Annotated in this window: 15 protein-coding genes and 1 pseudogene; 10 read left to right on the plus strand and 6 right to left on the minus strand. The window is 64.2% G+C overall.

Annotated features, from left to right (window positions below; all coding sequences use genetic code 11):
• Positions 1-48 precede the first annotated feature (48 nt).
• The 4 genes from ASC89_RS14640 to ASC89_RS14655 form a co-directional block, all read right to left on the minus strand.
• On the minus strand, positions 49-666 hold the full coding sequence (locus ASC89_RS14640; RefSeq protein ID WP_055998943.1) for an HAD family phosphatase: 618 nt from the start codon (positions 664-666) through the stop codon (positions 49-51).
• Positions 667-858: 192 nt separating this feature from the next.
• A complete protein-coding gene (locus ASC89_RS14645) occupies positions 859-1,410 on the minus strand; it encodes a TadE/TadG family type IV pilus assembly protein (protein ID WP_055877171.1) in 552 nt (183 codons plus the stop codon).
• The gene (locus ASC89_RS14650) at positions 1,407-1,985 is read right to left on the minus strand and encodes a TadE/TadG family type IV pilus assembly protein (protein WP_055877173.1); all 579 of its coding nucleotides are present in this window, start codon (positions 1,983-1,985) and stop codon (positions 1,407-1,409) included. The genes ASC89_RS14645 and ASC89_RS14650 overlap by 4 nt, the downstream gene beginning before the upstream one ends.
• Positions 1,986-2,127: 142 nt before the next feature.
• The gene (locus ASC89_RS14655; protein ID WP_055877176.1) at positions 2,128-2,574 is read right to left on the minus strand and encodes a pilus assembly protein N-terminal domain-containing protein; all 447 of its coding nucleotides are present in this window, start codon (positions 2,572-2,574) and stop codon (positions 2,128-2,130) included.
• Positions 2,575-2,931: 357 nt separating this feature from the next.
• Between ASC89_RS14655 and ASC89_RS14660 the strand changes: the two genes are divergently transcribed.
• The 8 genes from ASC89_RS14660 (at position 2,932) to ASC89_RS14695 (ending at position 11,076) form a co-directional block, all read left to right on the plus strand.
• Positions 2,932-3,147 (plus strand): Flp family type IVb pilin, encoded by a 216-nt coding sequence (locus ASC89_RS14660; RefSeq protein WP_055877178.1) that lies wholly within the window; start codon positions 2,932-2,934, stop codon positions 3,145-3,147.
• 133 nt (positions 3,148-3,280) lie between these two features.
• Positions 3,281-3,793 (plus strand): prepilin peptidase, encoded by a 513-nt coding sequence (locus tag ASC89_RS14665; protein WP_055998946.1) that lies wholly within the window; start codon positions 3,281-3,283, stop codon positions 3,791-3,793.
• 127 nt (positions 3,794-3,920) lie between these two features.
• Entirely contained in the window at positions 3,921-4,772 is an 852-nt protein-coding gene (gene cpaB, locus ASC89_RS14670; RefSeq protein WP_055877184.1) for a Flp pilus assembly protein CpaB, read from the plus strand.
• Positions 4,773-4,789: 17 nt separating this feature from the next.
• Positions 4,790-6,280, plus strand: coding sequence for a type II and III secretion system protein family protein (locus ASC89_RS14675; protein ID WP_162247947.1), 1,491 nt, complete (start codon positions 4,790-4,792; stop codon positions 6,278-6,280).
• A 15-nt stretch (positions 6,281-6,295) separates the two neighbouring features.
• A complete protein-coding gene (locus tag ASC89_RS14680) occupies positions 6,296-7,570 on the plus strand; it encodes an AAA family ATPase (RefSeq protein ID WP_055877190.1) in 1,275 nt (424 codons plus the stop codon).
• Between the two features lie 14 nt (positions 7,571-7,584).
• On the plus strand, positions 7,585-9,066 hold the full coding sequence (locus ASC89_RS14685; RefSeq protein ID WP_055877193.1) for a CpaF family protein: 1,482 nt from the start codon (positions 7,585-7,587) through the stop codon (positions 9,064-9,066).
• A 9-nt stretch (positions 9,067-9,075) separates the two neighbouring features.
• The gene (locus tag ASC89_RS14690) at positions 9,076-10,053 is read left to right on the plus strand and encodes a type II secretion system F family protein (RefSeq protein ID WP_055877196.1); all 978 of its coding nucleotides are present in this window, start codon (positions 9,076-9,078) and stop codon (positions 10,051-10,053) included.
• A gap of 9 nt (positions 10,054-10,062) precedes the next feature.
• Positions 10,063-11,076 (plus strand): type II secretion system F family protein, encoded by a 1,014-nt coding sequence (locus ASC89_RS14695; protein WP_055877200.1) that lies wholly within the window; start codon positions 10,063-10,065, stop codon positions 11,074-11,076.
• 76 nt (positions 11,077-11,152) lie between these two features.
• On the opposite strand, the gene ASC89_RS14700 is transcribed toward ASC89_RS14695, so the two are convergent.
• Positions 11,153-11,938, minus strand: coding sequence for a tetratricopeptide repeat protein (locus ASC89_RS14700; RefSeq protein ID WP_055877203.1), 786 nt, complete (start codon positions 11,936-11,938; stop codon positions 11,153-11,155).
• A 162-nt stretch (positions 11,939-12,100) separates the two neighbouring features.
• Here ASC89_RS14700 and ASC89_RS14705 point away from each other — a divergent pair, with 162 nt between their 5' ends.
• Together ASC89_RS14705 and ASC89_RS14710 are read left to right on the plus strand one after the other, a co-directional pair.
• Positions 12,101-13,444, plus strand: a complete 1,344-nt coding sequence (locus ASC89_RS14705; RefSeq protein ID WP_055998953.1) for a M17 family metallopeptidase — start codon at positions 12,101-12,103, stop codon at positions 13,442-13,444.
• Between the two features lie 35 nt (positions 13,445-13,479).
• Positions 13,480-14,394 (plus strand): helix-turn-helix domain-containing GNAT family N-acetyltransferase, encoded by a 915-nt coding sequence (locus ASC89_RS14710; RefSeq protein WP_055998956.1) that lies wholly within the window; start codon positions 13,480-13,482, stop codon positions 14,392-14,394.
• A gap of 312 nt (positions 14,395-14,706) precedes the next feature.
• Here ASC89_RS14710 and ASC89_RS29245 read toward each other — a convergent pair.
• A pseudogene (locus tag ASC89_RS29245) lies at positions 14,707-15,662 on the minus strand (DDE-type integrase/transposase/recombinase); the annotation flags it as partial.
• Between the last annotated feature and the right edge of the window lie 75 nt (positions 15,663-15,737).

Here is a 15,737-nt window from a genome sequence, read left to right on the forward strand (position 1 = left end):
AAGGGTGGTGGAGGGGGCAGTCAAAGCCGCAGTAGTCCAAACGGCCCCTTACTTCTTCAGCGGCAGCCCCAGCCCGATCAGCTCCTTGCGGAGCGACTTCGGGTCGGTGAAGTGGATCGCGTGCATGCCGAACTTGCGGGCCGAGATCACGTTCGGCTCGCTGTCGTCGATAAATACGCAGCTCTCCGGCGCAAGGCCGTAGCGCTCGCAGAATACCCGGTAGAGTCGCGGATCGGGCTTCACCAGCCCCTCGAGCCCGGACACCACGACGCCGTCGAACTTTTCGAGGAAGGGCCATTCGGGCAAGCAGCTCACCCACTTCTCCCACGAGAAGTTGGTGATGGCGAAGGTCGGAATATCCTCGGCGATCAGCTCGTTATGGATATCGATGGTGCCAGTGATGAACTCGCCGACCGTCTCTTTCCACCTGAGATCGAAGGCCTGGATCTCGCGCCAGTAGCGCGGATAGCGGGTGATGAGCTCGGCCACGCCCTCGGCGAAGATGTCGCCGGCGTCGAACTCGAGGTTCCAGTCCTTGGTGCAGATATTGTCCCAGAACCACTGCGCTTCCTCTTCGGTCTCGAAGAGCTTGCGGAACAGGTACATCGGGTTCCAGTCGACGAACACGCCGCCGAGGTCGAAGACGGGGATCAGGGTATCTTGCATTGGGCTGGCCTCGTAGAGCGCTTGCAGGGAAAGTTGCAGACTTTGCCGTGCGAAAGCGCGACAAAACCAATGACCTCAGGCGTTTCCGCGAAACGCTCTGGCGTTTCGACGTTTCTGTGAAACGGTGAAGCGCTCTGGGGAACGTGAGCCGGGCTATGGCACGCCCGTACTGCCTCGGCAAGCCGCCGCTGGCTACTCCAGCGCGATCTCCCCCTTGAAGCGCGGCAGGAAGTACTGCGTGTGCTTCAGCGTGATCGTGCTTGAGATGACGAGACCAAAAAGTGGCTGGTGCGGGTAGGTGATCTCGGAGGCCACGAGCCAGCCGTTGGCGCCGCGAGCCAGCACATTGATCTTGGCGGTGGCGTCCAGCGGGAACGCGCTGGTCGCTTCACGCGCTGTTGCGGCGCCGTGCGCCCGGCTCCACGCCACCGTGGCCACACCGTCGGCGTTGATGCTGAGCAACGAGACGACCTGCGCCAATCCTGAGGTGGTATACGGGGTCATGATGGTTTCGGCCGCGAGAAAGTACTTGTCGAGGGTCGTCGTCGAGATCGTGCCCTTTTCGCGCGATACGAGATCGGCCATCGTGCTCGCGACCGTCGCCACCTTGTGGTCCGCCGAATAGAGCGTCGCCGCTTCGATGGTGCCGAGATAGAGGGTCAGCAGCAGCGGCAGGATCAGTGCGAATTCCACTGCGGCGACGGCCCGGATGTCGTCGCGGAACTGCTGCAGGCGGCGGATCATGTGCAACTCGCGCAGACGAACGGCTCGTTGCGGAATACCCGCGAGGCACCCAGCAAGCGGGTGCCGTCCGGCAGCGTCTGGAAATTGAAGCCCGGCAGGTTCACCACAGTAGGCCATTTGTAATAGGCCTGCACCAGCACCACGTCGCCACCCTTGCCGGGCTTGTAGTCGTCGACGAGCGTCCAGTCGCACTTGTCCTCCTTGCAGTCCTCGCCGGTCTTCAGCGGGTAACCGAGGGCGACGGCGCCAAAATCGGAGACTACCGTCACGCTGACCCGCAATTTGTCGTCGGCCAGATCGCAATCGAACATGCTGTAAAGCCCGTCGCAGATGGCCTCGCGGTACGCCTCGGCATTGTAGGCGGGTGTGCCATTCTGCGCCTGGCCGGTGCGGATCAGCCGCGACGAGTCGTTTACGGCGCTGTCGAGGATCTGGCCGGCGATAAAAACCAGGGCCGTCTCGACGATTGCCAGGATGATGGTGAAGAACGGCAGCGCCAGCAGGCCGAACTCGATCGCCGTCACGCCGCTATCGTTCCGGCCAAAAGCCTGCGCCCGGCGGATTGCCGGCGACATCAGCTTTCTCAGCCATCGGGAGCGTTGAGACATGCGGCCCTGAAGTTTCCATTCGCCGACGGAAACTAGCGGTTCCTACCTAGTGATTGGTTAGTGCCCGCGCCACATTTGCATGCGATGCAGCGGCTTGGTTAACCGGCAGTTAGTTCGCTGCGGTTTCGACCGCATCCGCCGTCTCGATCTTCTCGATGGTGTATGCCTTGTCGTCGCCCAGCATGATGATCGGCTGGCATATAGGCTCACACGCCATGCTGGTCCGCCGCTCGCCCAGGAACACGGTTACGAGGCCAGCCTGCTCCTGCACCACTTCGATCAGGGTGTCGGCAATCGGGTTTCCCTGGGCGTCCAGCACGATCAGGTTGGTTTGGCCATAACTCTTGCCGGTCAGCACCAGGGTCTGCGGATCCTGGATGGCGGCATCGGCGATGCCGGGGTTACCGATGATCACCGTCGCCGCCGGGGCATTGATCCTGAGGATGCGCGCCATGTTTACTTTCACCGTCACCGGGGCGCTTTCAGCCAGCGCGGCGACAGAGCTGGCGAGCACCGAGAGGATGGCAAGGGCGGCGATACTGGGACGAAACGGCATGACGGGCCCTTGGCGGGAGGTATGCTATGGCAAATGGAGTGTTGCGCGGAATGGTGAAGAATTCGCAAATGGCCGAGTGCCGTTCCGCATCCGCCGGCCGCGGTCGTTAGCGATCGGTGTGGCCGGTCGCTCCTCGCGTATTACTTTGCCGGCACTAGGAACAATTTTGCAGGTTGCTTTAACGATCTGCTCAGCATGCCGGAAACCCTTGTAAACCGGGGCGCTCGGGCTTCGACAATTAACTCAATTTCAATCCGCGCCGCCTAGCGTGAGGCCATGTTCGATGTGTGACGTATCGAACGGTGCTGACGCATCACTTGATGCAGTCACAGAATGACGTGTGCAAGGAGCCAAAAAATGAACACTGTCGCTCGTTTCGTGAATGACGAGTCCGGCGCTACTGCGATCGAGTACGGCCTGATTGCCGCGCTCATCGCTGTCGCCATCATCGTGGCAGCCACCGCCCTCGGTGGTAACCTGTCCAACCTGTTCCAGGGGATCTCCAACCGTCTCGGCACTGTTGCCGTCCCAGGCGGCGCTGCCCCCCCGGCTAATCCCCCGGCTACCCCCTGATACTCCTCGGGGCTAGAAGTTCGAAGGGGACCCCGTCGGGGGTCCCCTTCTGCATTCAGGCTTTCTTAACCATATGTCCGCCACACTGTCCTTGGCCCGGGCGTCCGGCGCTTTCGCAAACCGCCGACCACCGATGCCCGCATTCATCACCCTTCCCGCCATGCTCGTGTTTCCGCTGTTGATGGCCTTTGCGGCTTCCTCGGACCTGCTAACCATGCGGATCTCCAACAAGCTGGTGCTGCTGCTCGTCGGCTCGTTCCTCGCTATCGCGTTGCTCGCCGGCTTCTCCCTCGAACTGCTGGGCATGCATGTCGCCGCGGCGGCGCTGGTGTTGGCAGTGTCATTCAGCTTTTTCGCCCTGGGCTGGATCGGCGGTGGCGATGCCAAGCTGATCGCCGCGACCACCCTGTGGTTCGGCTTCGAAAGCATGCTGGCCTACCTCCTCTTCGCGTCGCTGCTCGGTGGGGCATTGACGCTGTCGCTGCTGGCCGTTCGTCGCTGGCCATTGCCACTGCAGCTCAAGCAGGTGCTGTGGATCGATCGGCTGCACGACAGCAAAACCGGCGTCCCCTATGGTATCGCACTGGCGGCCGCCGGCCTGCTCGTCTATCCCGGCAGCCTGATCTTCCAGCGCCTCGTCGGCTGAAGACTTCGAAACTATTCGTTAACCGTCTTCGGCAAGCAAAGATTAACCAAACTTTGACCCTTTGCCGCGATAGTCGACCGCAAGAGTAGCGGGGTTCCTTCGGGCCCGGCATGTGGAGTTTGGGGCGATGGGAGTCTCGCGTATCATCCTGCTGGTCGTTGCGCTTCTGGCAGGCGGGCTCGCAGCCTTCCTGGCCATGCGCGGCACGGCGCCGCAGCAGGTGGTGGTCGAGGGGCCAACTCAGGTCATCGAGGAAAAGAAGGCCAAGGTGCTGGTGGCCAAGGCCCCCATTGGCGTCGGCCAGCGGATCACGGCGGAAACCATCGAGTGGCAGGAATGGCCGGAGTTCGCCGTCCGTCCCGAATATATCAGCGAAGCCGTGCTGCCCGATGCGCCCACCAAGCTGCTCGACGCCGTCGCTCGCTTCGAGTTCTTCCCGGGCGAGCCGATCATCGACAAGAAGCTGGTGCACTCCGACCAGGGCTATCTCTCGGCCGTGCTGACCAAGGGCATGCGCGGCGTCTCCGTGCCGGTCAGCGCCGACGCGGCGGCCGGCGGCTTCGTGCTCCCCAATGACCGCGTCGACATTGTGCTCAGCCGCGGCGGCATCAGCCAGACCATCCTCTCCAACGTCAAGGTGCTGGCCATCGGCACCCGGCTTGGCGAAACCGGCACTACCGGCGAGAAGGCAAACCCCGAAAACCCCAAGGCCGACGTCTTCCAGGGCGGCACTATCGCAACCCTCGAGTTGACCCCGGCCCAGGGCGAGGCGATCATCAACGCCTCCAAGATCGGCGTCCTCTCGGTGGCGCTCCGCTCGATTGCCGACTTCAAGCCATCCCCTGGGGATGATCTGCAGGGCAGCCGCGCCGTCCGCATGATCCGCTTCGGCATCGGCAGCGACGTGATGCCCGGTTCCAGCCCGAATGTTGCCCAGGCGTCCTTCGACGACACCAGCTCAGAAGAGCAGGTGCAATGATGCGTGAGGATTACGTGATGTCTCCGGCTCTCACCACCCGTTCTCCGCGCTCTCTCAGGGCCAGCACTCTGCGCCTGATGGCGGCCGCCGCGCTGATCGGCGCCGCGCTTGGGCTCGCCCCGCTGGGTCTTGGCGAGGCGTATGGCGCCGATTCCAATCACCTGCGCATCGGCGCCAGCGGCTTCGGCTCGACGCAGCCGGTCAGCATCGGCATCAACAAGTCGATGATCATCGACCTGCCGGTCGACGCGCAGGAGGTGATCGTGTCGCAGCCGGGCGTTGCCAACGCCATCCTGCGCAACAAGCGCCGCGCCGTTATCCAGGCCGTGAGTTCTGGCGACACCAACATCTTCTTCCTCGACGGCGCCGGCCGCACCATTGTCGTGGTCGATGTCAGCACCACCGGCGCCGCCAGCACCGGCGGTTCCAACGTCGCCGCGGTCCTGCGCGAAACCTACAGCAAGATCATGCCCAACTCGGACATCCAGGTTGAGGCGGTCACGCTGACCAACGCGGACGGTGCCGTCGTCAACCGTGTCGTACTGTCGGGCAACGCCGGCAGTACCGACGATGCCGACAAGGCGCTGGCGATCGCCGGGCAGTTCGCCGGGGGCGCTGATAATGTCACCAGCGTGATCGCGGTAGCCGGCCCGCAACAGGTGATGCTGAAGGTCACGGTCGCCGAGGTGAACCGCAGTCTCGCCAAACAGTTCGGCATCGACCTGACCGGCAGCTACTCCAGTGGCGGGCTCACCACCAAACTTATCAGCTCGCAGCCGATCGGTGGCGCCTCCAACCTGTTCAGCAACAACGGCCTCGAGGTTGGCCTCGATATCGGCCCCCTCAGCATCGATGCGCAGATCCGCGCCATGGAGCAGCGCGGCGCCGCCCGCACCCTGGCAGAGCCGATCCTGACCGCCATGTCGGGGCAGAGCGCCGATTTCTTCGCCGGCGGCGAGTTCCCTGTGCCGACCAGCGTCACGGACGGCAAAGTGGCGGTCGAATACAAGGATTTTGGCGTCAAGCTTGCCTTTACCCCGACGATCAAGTCCAACGGCAATATCGCGCTTGCCGTCGATACCACCAGCAGTGAGCTGAGCACCGAGGGCAGCATCACCGTCGGTGGCTCGACTCTGCTCGGCATCAAGCGACGCACCGCCAAGACTTCGGTCGAGATCGGCACCGGCCAGACCCTCGCGATCGGCGGCCTGATCGAGGACAAGACCCGCACCCAGATCCATCGTCTGCCGGGGCTCGGCGATATCCCGATCCTGGGTGCGCTGTTCCGCTCGCGTGACTTTATCCGCTCGCAAAGCGAGCTGGTGATCCTGGTCACTCCCTATCTCGCCCAGCCGACCACTAAGAAACCCGAATTGCCAACCGATCGTATGCAGTTTGCTAACGACGCCGAGGCAATCTTCCTGGGCCACATCGAGACGATGTACGGCGTCGGGCCTGCGGGCACCCGCGGCAGCTATGACGGGTCCGTCGGCTTCCTGCTGGATTGATGGAGTGTAGCAGTCATGAGTTTCCTCTCCCGCGACAACGCCAGGCAGGCTGACGAACCCGCGATCGAGATCGCTGCCGGAACGCGGTTGATCCCGCGCATCACCATCCAGGCCTTCTGCGAACACTCCCAGACGGCGCAACTGGTCGAATCTGCGGTGCACGACCGGCGCATGTCGAAGGTGGCGCTGACCACCCACAATGGCGGTCTCGATGGCGCCATCGAGACCTATCGCTCGAACCCGACGCCGAACCTCATCATCGTCGAGACCTCGCTGCAGCCGGAGGAAATCCCCGGTGCGCTGGAGCGCCTCGCCGAGGTTTGCGATGCCTCGACCCGGTTGATCGTGCTTGGGCACATCAACGACGTGCTGCTCTATCGCGAGCTCATCCGCTCGGGCGTTTCCGAGTACATCGTCCTGCCGGCGTCGGCCCAGTCGATCGTCTCCGCCATCAGCGAGCTGTTCGCCGCCGAGGGCGCGGCGCCCATTGGCCGCACCATCGGCTTCATCTCCGCCAAGGGCGGTGCCGGCGGCTCCACCGTTGCGCACAATGTCGCCTGGGCTGTCAGCCAGACGCTGCGCCAGGACACCCTGATCCTCGATCTCGACTTCGCCTTCGGCACCGCCGGGCTGAATTTCAACCAGGATCCGCCGCATGGTATCGCCGACGCCATCGGCTCCAACGCCAAGCTCGACCAGACCATGCTGGACCGGCTGGCCAGCAAGGCCGCCAATCACGTCAACCTGCTCACCGCGCCCGTGGTGCTCGACCGCACCTTCGACTTCGAGGAGCGCGAGTTTGAGCAGATCGTCGAGCTGAGCCAGAAGTCCACGCCGATCGTTATCCTCGATATCCCGCACATCTGGAGCGCCTGGGTCCGCCACACCATCGCGACCGTCGATGAGGTGATCATCGTCGCCGAGCCCGATCTGGCGAATCTGAGGAACGCCAAGAACCTGTCGGACACCATCAAGGCCTTGCGTCCCGCCGAGAGCGAGCCGCTGCTCGTCATCAACAAGGTCGGCATGCCACGGCGTCCCGAGATCGCGGCCAATGAGTTCGCCGCCTCGGTCGAGTGCCAGCTGCTCGGCCAGATCGGCTTCGACGCCGCCACATTCGGTACGGCCGCCAATAACGGCCAGATGGTCGCCGAGGTCGCCGCCAACAATCGCGCCAACGAAGTGTTCCGCCTGATCGGCCTGCACGTCACCGGCCGCAACGCCCCCGAGAAAAGTGCCTCCAAGAAGCCGGGGCTCAAACTCCCGTCTTTCATCAAGAAGCGCGCCTGAAAGGCCAGTCCTAGATGTTCGGCAAGCGTACCAGTTTCGGAGGCAACACTCCCGGCGCCGCGCAGGCCGCGCGCCCGGCGGCCGCTCCGCTTGTCCCCGCCGCGCCCCGTCAGGACGTAGCGCGCGCTGCTGACAACAAACGCAGTGGCGACGATGGCGGCGTGCTCGACGTGCGCAGTCCCGAGGCGGTGGCGCGCGACAAGGAGTACTTCCAGACCAAGTCGGCGATCTTCAACGCGCTGATCGACTCGATCGATCTCAGCCAGCTCGCGACCATGGACCAGGAAGCGGCGCGCGAGGAAATCCGCGATATCGTCGCCGAGATCATTGCCCTCAAGTCGATCATCATGTCGATCTCCGAGCAGGAAGACCTGCTCGAGGACATCTGCAATGACGTGCTCGGCTACGGCCCGCTCGAGCCGCTGCTGGCCCGCGACGACATCGCCGACATCATGGTGAACGGCAGCCAGAAATGCTACATTGAGGTCGGCGGCAAGGTGAAGCTCACCAATGTGCGTTTCCGCGACGACGCGCACCTGATGAACGTCTGTCAACGCATCGTCAGCCAGGTCGGCCGCCGCGTCGATGAGAGCTCTCCGATCTGCGACGCCCGCCTGCCTGACGGCTCGCGCGTCAACGTCATCGCCCCGCCGCTCGCCATCGATGGCGCCGCGCTCACCATTCGTAAGTTCAAGAAGGACAAGCTGACCCTGCAGCAGCTCGTCAAATATGGCTCGATCTCGCCTGAAGGCGCCGAGGTGCTGCGCATCCTTGGTCGGGTCCGCGCCAACATCCTGATCTCCGGCGGTACCGGCTCTGGCAAGACTACCCTGCTCAACTGCCTTACCGGCTTCATCGAGAAAGACGAGCGGGTCATCACCTGCGAGGACTCGGCCGAGCTGCAGCTGCAGCAGCCGCACGTGGTGCGCCTCGAGACCCGCCCGCCCAATCTCGAGGGCGAGGGCGAGATCACCATGCGCGACCTGGTCAAGAACTGCCTGCGTATGCGTCCCGAGCGCATCATCGTGGGCGAAGTGCGCGGGCCCGAGGCGTTCGATCTGCTGCAGGCGATGAACACCGGCCACGACGGCTCGATGGGAACGCTCCACTCCAACAGCCCGCGCGAAGCGCTGTCGCGTCTGGAATCAATGATCACCATGGGCGGCTATTCGCTGCCCAGCCGTACCATCCGCGAAATGATCGTCTCATCGATCGATGTGGTGGTGCAGGCCGCCCGCCTGCGCGACGGCTCGCGCCGCATCACCCACATCTCCGAGGTGCTGGGCATGGAAGGCGATGTCATCGTCACCCAGGACGTGTTCCTCTACGACATCCTCGGCGAAGACTCGAACGGCAACCTGCTCGGCCGCCACCGCTCGACCGGTATCACCAAGCCGAACTTCACCGAGCGCGCCCGCTACTTCAACGAAGAAGCCAATCTCGTCGAGGCGCTGGAGAGGTCCAACGTCGAACAGCACGAGATCCTCGGTGCATAGGCCCCAACGATGACCCCGCTGATCTTCGCCCTGCTCGCTGCCGTCGCCGTGGGAGCCGCCGGATTCGCGCTGGTGCCGGCCATGCTGGGCGGTGATCGCGCCAACAAGCGCATGAAGGCGCTGCAGGGCGACATCCAGGCTAACCGCCGCAACGCTGATGCGACGCGCAACCGCGATACCCGCCGCAAGGAAATCCAGCAGACGCTGCGCGCCCAGACCGTGGCGCTGGAGCGCAAGAAGAAGCACGTCCCGCTGCAGGACCAGCTTTATCAGGCCGGCATGAAGCTGAAGAAGGGCGCCTTCATCCGCAACTCGGTGATCTTCGGCGTCATCGTCTTTGTGCTCTGCTTCGTGCTGCAGCTCGAACTGATCTACTGCCTGATCTTTTCGGTGGCCGGCGGCTACCTGCTGCCGCGCATGTATGTCGGCCGTCGTCGCAAGAAGTATCAGAACGCCTTCCTCGACGAGTTGCCCAATGCCGTCGAAGCCATCGTGCGCGGCGTGAAATCCGGTCTGCCGCTGAACGACTCGATGCGGTTGGTCGCCAAGGAAGCCAAGGAGCCGATCAAGTCGGACTTCCAGCGCATTCTCGACCAGCAGGCGGTGGGCAAGACCATCCAGGAAGCGGTAGTCACCCTCTACGATCGCGTGCCGCTGCCGGAAGTCAACTTCTTCGTCGTCGTCATTACCGTGCAGGCACAAGCCGGCGGCAACCTCTCCGAAGCCTTGGGCAACCTGGCGCGCGTGCTGCGCAACCGCAAGAAGATGAAGGCCAAGGTCAAGGCGATGTCCGCCGAAGCCAAGGCCTCGGCCGGCATCATCGGCTCGCTGCCGATCCTCGTCGCCTTTCTCGTGTCGCTGACTACCCCCACCTACCTGCTGCCGCTGATCGAGACGCCGATCGGCAATCTCATGCTCGGCATCGCTGCCATCATGATGTTCCTCGGCGGGTTCATCATGAACCGCATGATCCAGTTCGATATCTAGGGGCCGGCGATGGAAAATCTCGTCGCGACGCTGACCAACACGCAGTTCCTGGTCGCAGTGCTGGCCGCAGTGGCGGCCGCTGCCGTGGTGTTCTCCATCGGCGCCACCTTCTTTTCAGGCGGCTCGCAGATGCGCCAGCGCATCCGCCGCGTCGCACTCGAGCGCGAAAAGATGCGGGCCGAGGAGATGGCACGCCTCCGCGGCGGTAGCGGAAGCACCGACCAGCAGACCCGAACCATCCGCCAAGCCGCCGGCCGCGATTACATGAAGAACGTCGTCGAGCGCTTCTCGCTCGAAAAGGCGTTCATGGACGACAGCACCGCCGAGAAGCTGTCCCGGGCCGGCTATCGCGGGCAGGCGGCGATGACCACCTACCTGTTCCTGCGTTTCGTTACGCCGGTGGCGCTTTTTGTCATCGCCTTCGCCTACCTCAGCCTGGTGGTTTTCGCTGACAAGCCGCTCTGGCTGAATGCTGTCTACGCACTGGGCATCGGGCTGATCGGCGCCTACCTGCCGTCCGTCCTGCTCAAGAACCAGACCGTCAAGCGCCAGAAGTCGATCAAGCGCTCGTGGCCCGATGCGCTCGACCTGGTGCTGCTCTGCGTCGAAGCCGGCATGTCGGTGGAGCATGCGCTGAAGCGGGTCGCCAAGGAGATTGGCGCGCAGAGTATCGAGCTCTCCGAGGAGATGACGCTGACCACCGCCGAGCTCTCCTTCCTCGAGGATCGTACGCGCGCCTTCGAAAACCTCGGCCGCCGTACCGGCCTCGACAACGTCAAGTCGGTGATGCAGGCACTGATCCAGGCCGAGCGCCACGGTACCTCCGTCGGCTCGGCCCTCCGCGTCATGGCCGAGGAAGGGCGCGAAGCCCGTATGATGGAGGCCGAAAAGAAGGCCGCCTCCTTGCCGCCCATGCTCACCGTGCCGCTGATCGTGTTCTTCCTGCCGGTGCTGTTCATCATCATCCTGTCTCCCGCGATGATCCGTGTGTTCGCGAACAGCTTCATCAACGGCGGCGGCTGAGCCGACGCCCGGATGCCGGAAACGACAAGGGCGCCCGTTGCGGCGCCCTTTGCTTTGGTCGGAATGGGTGAGGGGCTCACCCGGAGTTCTTCACCGCATCCCAGCGGTTCTGCTGCGTCAGCAGCGCCCGGATATAGCTCATGTTGGCCTCCACCTGGTCGGCCGGCAGCTCCGCCGCAAACAGCGCGCGGCTCTCGTCGAACCGCCCCTGCAGCCCAACCACCAATGCGAGGTTCTGCCGGATCTGGCTGTTGGCGCCGCGCAGCTTCACCGCGATACGGAGTTCCGCTTCGGCTTTGTCGAGTTCGTTGGTCATCGAGTAGGAGAGGCCGAGATTGGCGTGCAGCGACGCCTGGTCGGGTGCAATCTTCAGCGCCTGGCCATAAGCCGCGCGGGCCTCCTTGTTGCGACCGCTCTGGTCAAGGATCGCGCCCTTCACCATCAGCGCGTTCCAGTCGGGCGAGGTCGGATTGATCGCCCGTTCGACGACGTTGAGCGCCTGCTCGAAGCGTCCTGTCGCGACCAGCGCCTTGGCGTAGCCGGTGAGGATTTCGGGGTCGTCGCGGAACTTGGCGACGCCGTTTTCGAGCACCGCCACCGCCTGTTCGTTCTGGCCGTTCGCCCTGAGAGCGGCGGCGTAGTAGATGATCGCCGAGCGGTCGCCTGGCGACTTCTTATAGTGCGCGGCGAGTTGCGCCAGTGCCTGCTGCTTTCTGTCCATCGGCTGGCCCGCCTGGTCGCCGCCGATGCTGCCGGTGGTCATCGGGTTCGAAGCGCAGGCGGAAAGCGCCAGGGCGGCCACGCTCACCAACATGAGGGTGCGCAACGGCTTAAGCTTGTTCTGGATCAGGCGGAGTGACACGAAACTCTTCCTCTGGGCAATGCAACTGGCAATTCCCGAGCCCACCAAGCAGCAATAATTGATTAACCCTAATAGGGGGTTAAGGTTCGGCTTCCGAACCGTTGCCACCGCTGCGACCGCGGCGTAAGCAATGCTTCTCGCCCTCGCAACGGATACTCCGAAATGGCCAAGTCGAAGTCGCTGCCGCTCATCGCCGTGGAGCAGGAGGCGTTGCCCGCCACCCTGACGGCGGCCGACCTGCAATGGGCCAAGGCCAATGGTTTCACCGGCCAGCGCGGACGTCTGCTGGCGCTGCCGGGGGAGGGTGGTGGGCTCGGTGGTCACCTGTTCGGTCTCGGCAGACCCGGCGATCGCCCGGCCCTGATTCTTGGGCAGGCCGCGGCAGCGCTGGAGCCAGGCAAGTACAGGCTCGGCGGCAGCTTCGGTGACCCCACGCTTGCCGCACTTGCCTTCCGCCTCGGTGCCTATCGGTTCGACCGCTATCGCAAACCGCGCGATCCGGCGGTGCTGGAGCCGGTCGAGGGTGCGGATGCAGCAGAGGTCGATCGCCTGGCCGACGCCGCCTACCTGGCGCGCGACCTGATCAACACGCCGGCCAATGACCTTGGCCCGGACGCGTTCGAGAAGGAGATCCGGGCCTTCTGCAAACGTCACAAGCTGGACCTCAAGGTGATCGCCGGCGATGAGCTGCTGAAGCAGAATTTCCCGATGATCCACGCCGTCGGCCGCGCCGCCGCCGAGGCTCCCCGGCTGGTCGAGTTCAGCTGGGGCAAGGCGAAGGATCCAAAGGTCACGCTGGTCGGCAAGGGCGTCACCTTCGACACCGGCGGCCTCGACATCAAGCCGTCGGCCGGCATGCTGCTGATGAAGAAGGATATGGGTGGCGCTGCCAACGTGCTCGGCCTCGCCCACGCCATCATCGATGCCGGGCTGCGTGTGCGGCTGCGTGTGCTGATCCCGATCGTCGAGAATGCCATTTCCGGCCCGGCCTTTCGCCCCGGCGATATCCTGCGCGCCCGCAACGGCTCGACCGTCGAGATCGGCAACACCGATGCCGAGGGCCGGCTGATCCTCGGCGATGCGCTGGCGCTCGCCGACGAAGAAAGCCCGGACCTCATCGTCGACATGGCGACGCTCACCGGCGCCGCCCGTTCGGCGCTCGGCCCCGACCTGCCGCCGCTTTATTCGACCGATGACGCACTGGCCCGTGAGCTGATGGCCACCGGCGCCGCGTCCGACGATCCGCTCTGGCAGATGCCGCTCTGGGCGCCCTACGATGCGATGATCTCCTCCAAGATCGCCGACGTGAACAATGCCGGCGCCAGCCCCTTCGCCGGTTCGATCACCGCGGCCCTGTTCCTCAAGCGCTTCGTCAAACAGGCCAAGGCCTGGGTGCACCTCGATATCTACGGCTGGGCCCCCGAGGCCAGGCCCGGCCGGCCTTTCGGTGGCACCGACCAGGGTATCCGTGCTGTCTATGGCTACCTCAAGCAACGATATAATTGACAAAATCAACGATATCGGCGCCACTGTCATCCATCATGGATGACAAGCAGATTGCCGAGATTCGTCGCTTCAACCGCGCCTTCGCGCGCTGGCTGGGGCTGTTCGATGAGCATTACTCGAAAACCGATTACAGCCCGGCCGAGAGTCGGTTGTTCTATGAGCTCGCCGCGGCCGGCCATACCAATGGCGCCAACCTGGCGCGGTCCATGGGGGTCGACCCCGCTTATCTGAGCCGCATGCTGCAGAAGTTCGTCGCCGAGGGGCTGGTGGCGGTATCGCCCAGTATCTCGGATCGGCGCCGCAACCAGCTGGCGCTCACCCCTGACGGAGACAGGGCCGCCGCCAGTGTCGAGGCAGCGGCCGATGGCGCCATCGCCGATCTGATCACACCCTTGTCCGAAACCGAGCGACGTGAGCTGGTCTCCGCCATGCAGACCATCGCCCGCATCCTCGACCGCGAGGATAGCGGGGCCTCCATCATCCTGAGGCCGCATCGCATCGGCGATGTTGCGCATGTCGTCGCCCGGCAAGCCCAGCTCTACGCTGGTGAGTTCGGGTGGGATGGCAGCTATGAGGCGCTGGCGGCCGAGATCGGCGGCAAGTTCCTGCAGGACTTCGATCCGGCGACCGAGGGCTGCTGGATCGCCGAACGCGATGGCAAGATCATTGGTTCGGTGTTTGTCGTCGATGCCGGGCAGGGCGTAGCGCAACTGCGCCTGCTCTATGTCGAGCCCGAAGCGCGCGGCCTTGGGGTGGGCAAGCTCCTCGTCGACCAGGTCGTCCGCCACGCCCGTGACAAGCGCTATGCGAAGATCCGGCTGTGGACCCAGGCCAGTCTCGTCGCGGCGCGAAAGCTCTACGCCAATGCCGGCTTCACCCTCACCGAGAGCAAACCGCACCACAGCTTCGGCAAGGACCTGATCGGCGAGTACTGGGAGCTGAAGCTGTAACGACCTTGCTCTCCGCCAACCACCGGGTCATTCCCGCGAAAGCGGGAACCTCGCAGCCTGCACCATCGCAAACGGAGGTCCCCGCTTTCGTGTTGTGTCCCGTGAGGTTGGCGAGGAGCTCTGCGGGTGCCTTGTAGTCGAGGCATTTGAGGCGGGTTTTGTTGTAGCTGTCGACGAAGGCGTAGAGGAAGGCGTCGCGCTGGACATGCGAGGCGAACCTGTTCTTGCCACCATTGCCGCTGGCGGGGTGGCTGCGCAGAGCGTCGGCGAGGCGGCGGTTGAAGCGCTCGGCCATGCCGTTGGTCTGCGGGNGTGTTGTGTCCCGTGAGGTTGGCGAGGAGCTCTGCGGGTGCCTTGTAGTCGAGGCATTTGAGGCGGGTTTTGTTGTAGCTGTCGACGAAGGCGTAGAGGAAGGCGTCGCGCTGGACATGCGAGGCGAACCTGTTCTTGCCACCGAACCTGTTCTTGCCACCATTGCCGCTGGCGGGGTGGCTGCGCAGAGCGTCGGCGAGGCGGCGGTTGAAGCGCTCGGCCATGCCGTTGGTCTGCGGGTGGAATGGGCGGGTGAGCCGATGATCGATGCCGTACCAGCGGCAGACGAGGTCGAAGGCATGCTTGCCGGTGGGCTTGCTGGGGTTGCGCCAGCGGGCGGCGCCGAAGCGATCGGTGAACTCGGCACCGTTGTCGGTGAGGATGGTGTGTACCGGATAGGGGAAGGCGGTGAGCAAGCGCACCAGGCAGGCGGCGATGGTGCTGGCGTCGCGCCGTTCAATGATCTCGATGTGGACGAACCGGGTGGCCCGGTCGATGGCGACGAACACGTAGCTGGGATGGCCCTCGAGCCGGGTCAGGTGCTTGAGGTCGATGTGGATGAAGCCCACCGGAGCCGGCTCGAAGCGCCCCACCGCCGGCTTGGAGGGCAGCGGCCGGCGCGAGATGCCGTGCCGCAGCAGGCAGCGGTGGATGGCGCTGCGGCTGAGCGCGTCATTGCAGCAGCGGTGCATGACTTCGACGATATCGTCGAGCGACAGCTCCAGTTCCTGGCGCAACGCCACCACCAGTTGCTCCTCGGTCAGGCTCAGGCTGGTCTTAAGCTGGTGCGGGGTGTGCGAGCGATCGGCCACCGAGGTGCGCCCCTTCCAGCGCCGCACAGTGCTCTCGTTGACACCCAGCTCGATAGCCAGCTCCGCAACGCTCGCCGTGCTGGCCTGAATGTACGCCCGCGTCTTCGGCGTCGTCGTCGCATTGGCGTGCAACTTCAGATCCATCCCAAGCGCTCCCTGACAAAGGCAACGCCTCGTTCTACACCGAGTCCATCCCGCCAATCCGCCGGAACAACACAC

The sequence above is a fragment of the Devosia sp. Root413D1 genome (assembly GCF_001425235.1).
In the GTDB taxonomy this organism is placed as follows: Bacteria; Pseudomonadota; Alphaproteobacteria; order Rhizobiales; family Devosiaceae; genus Devosia_A.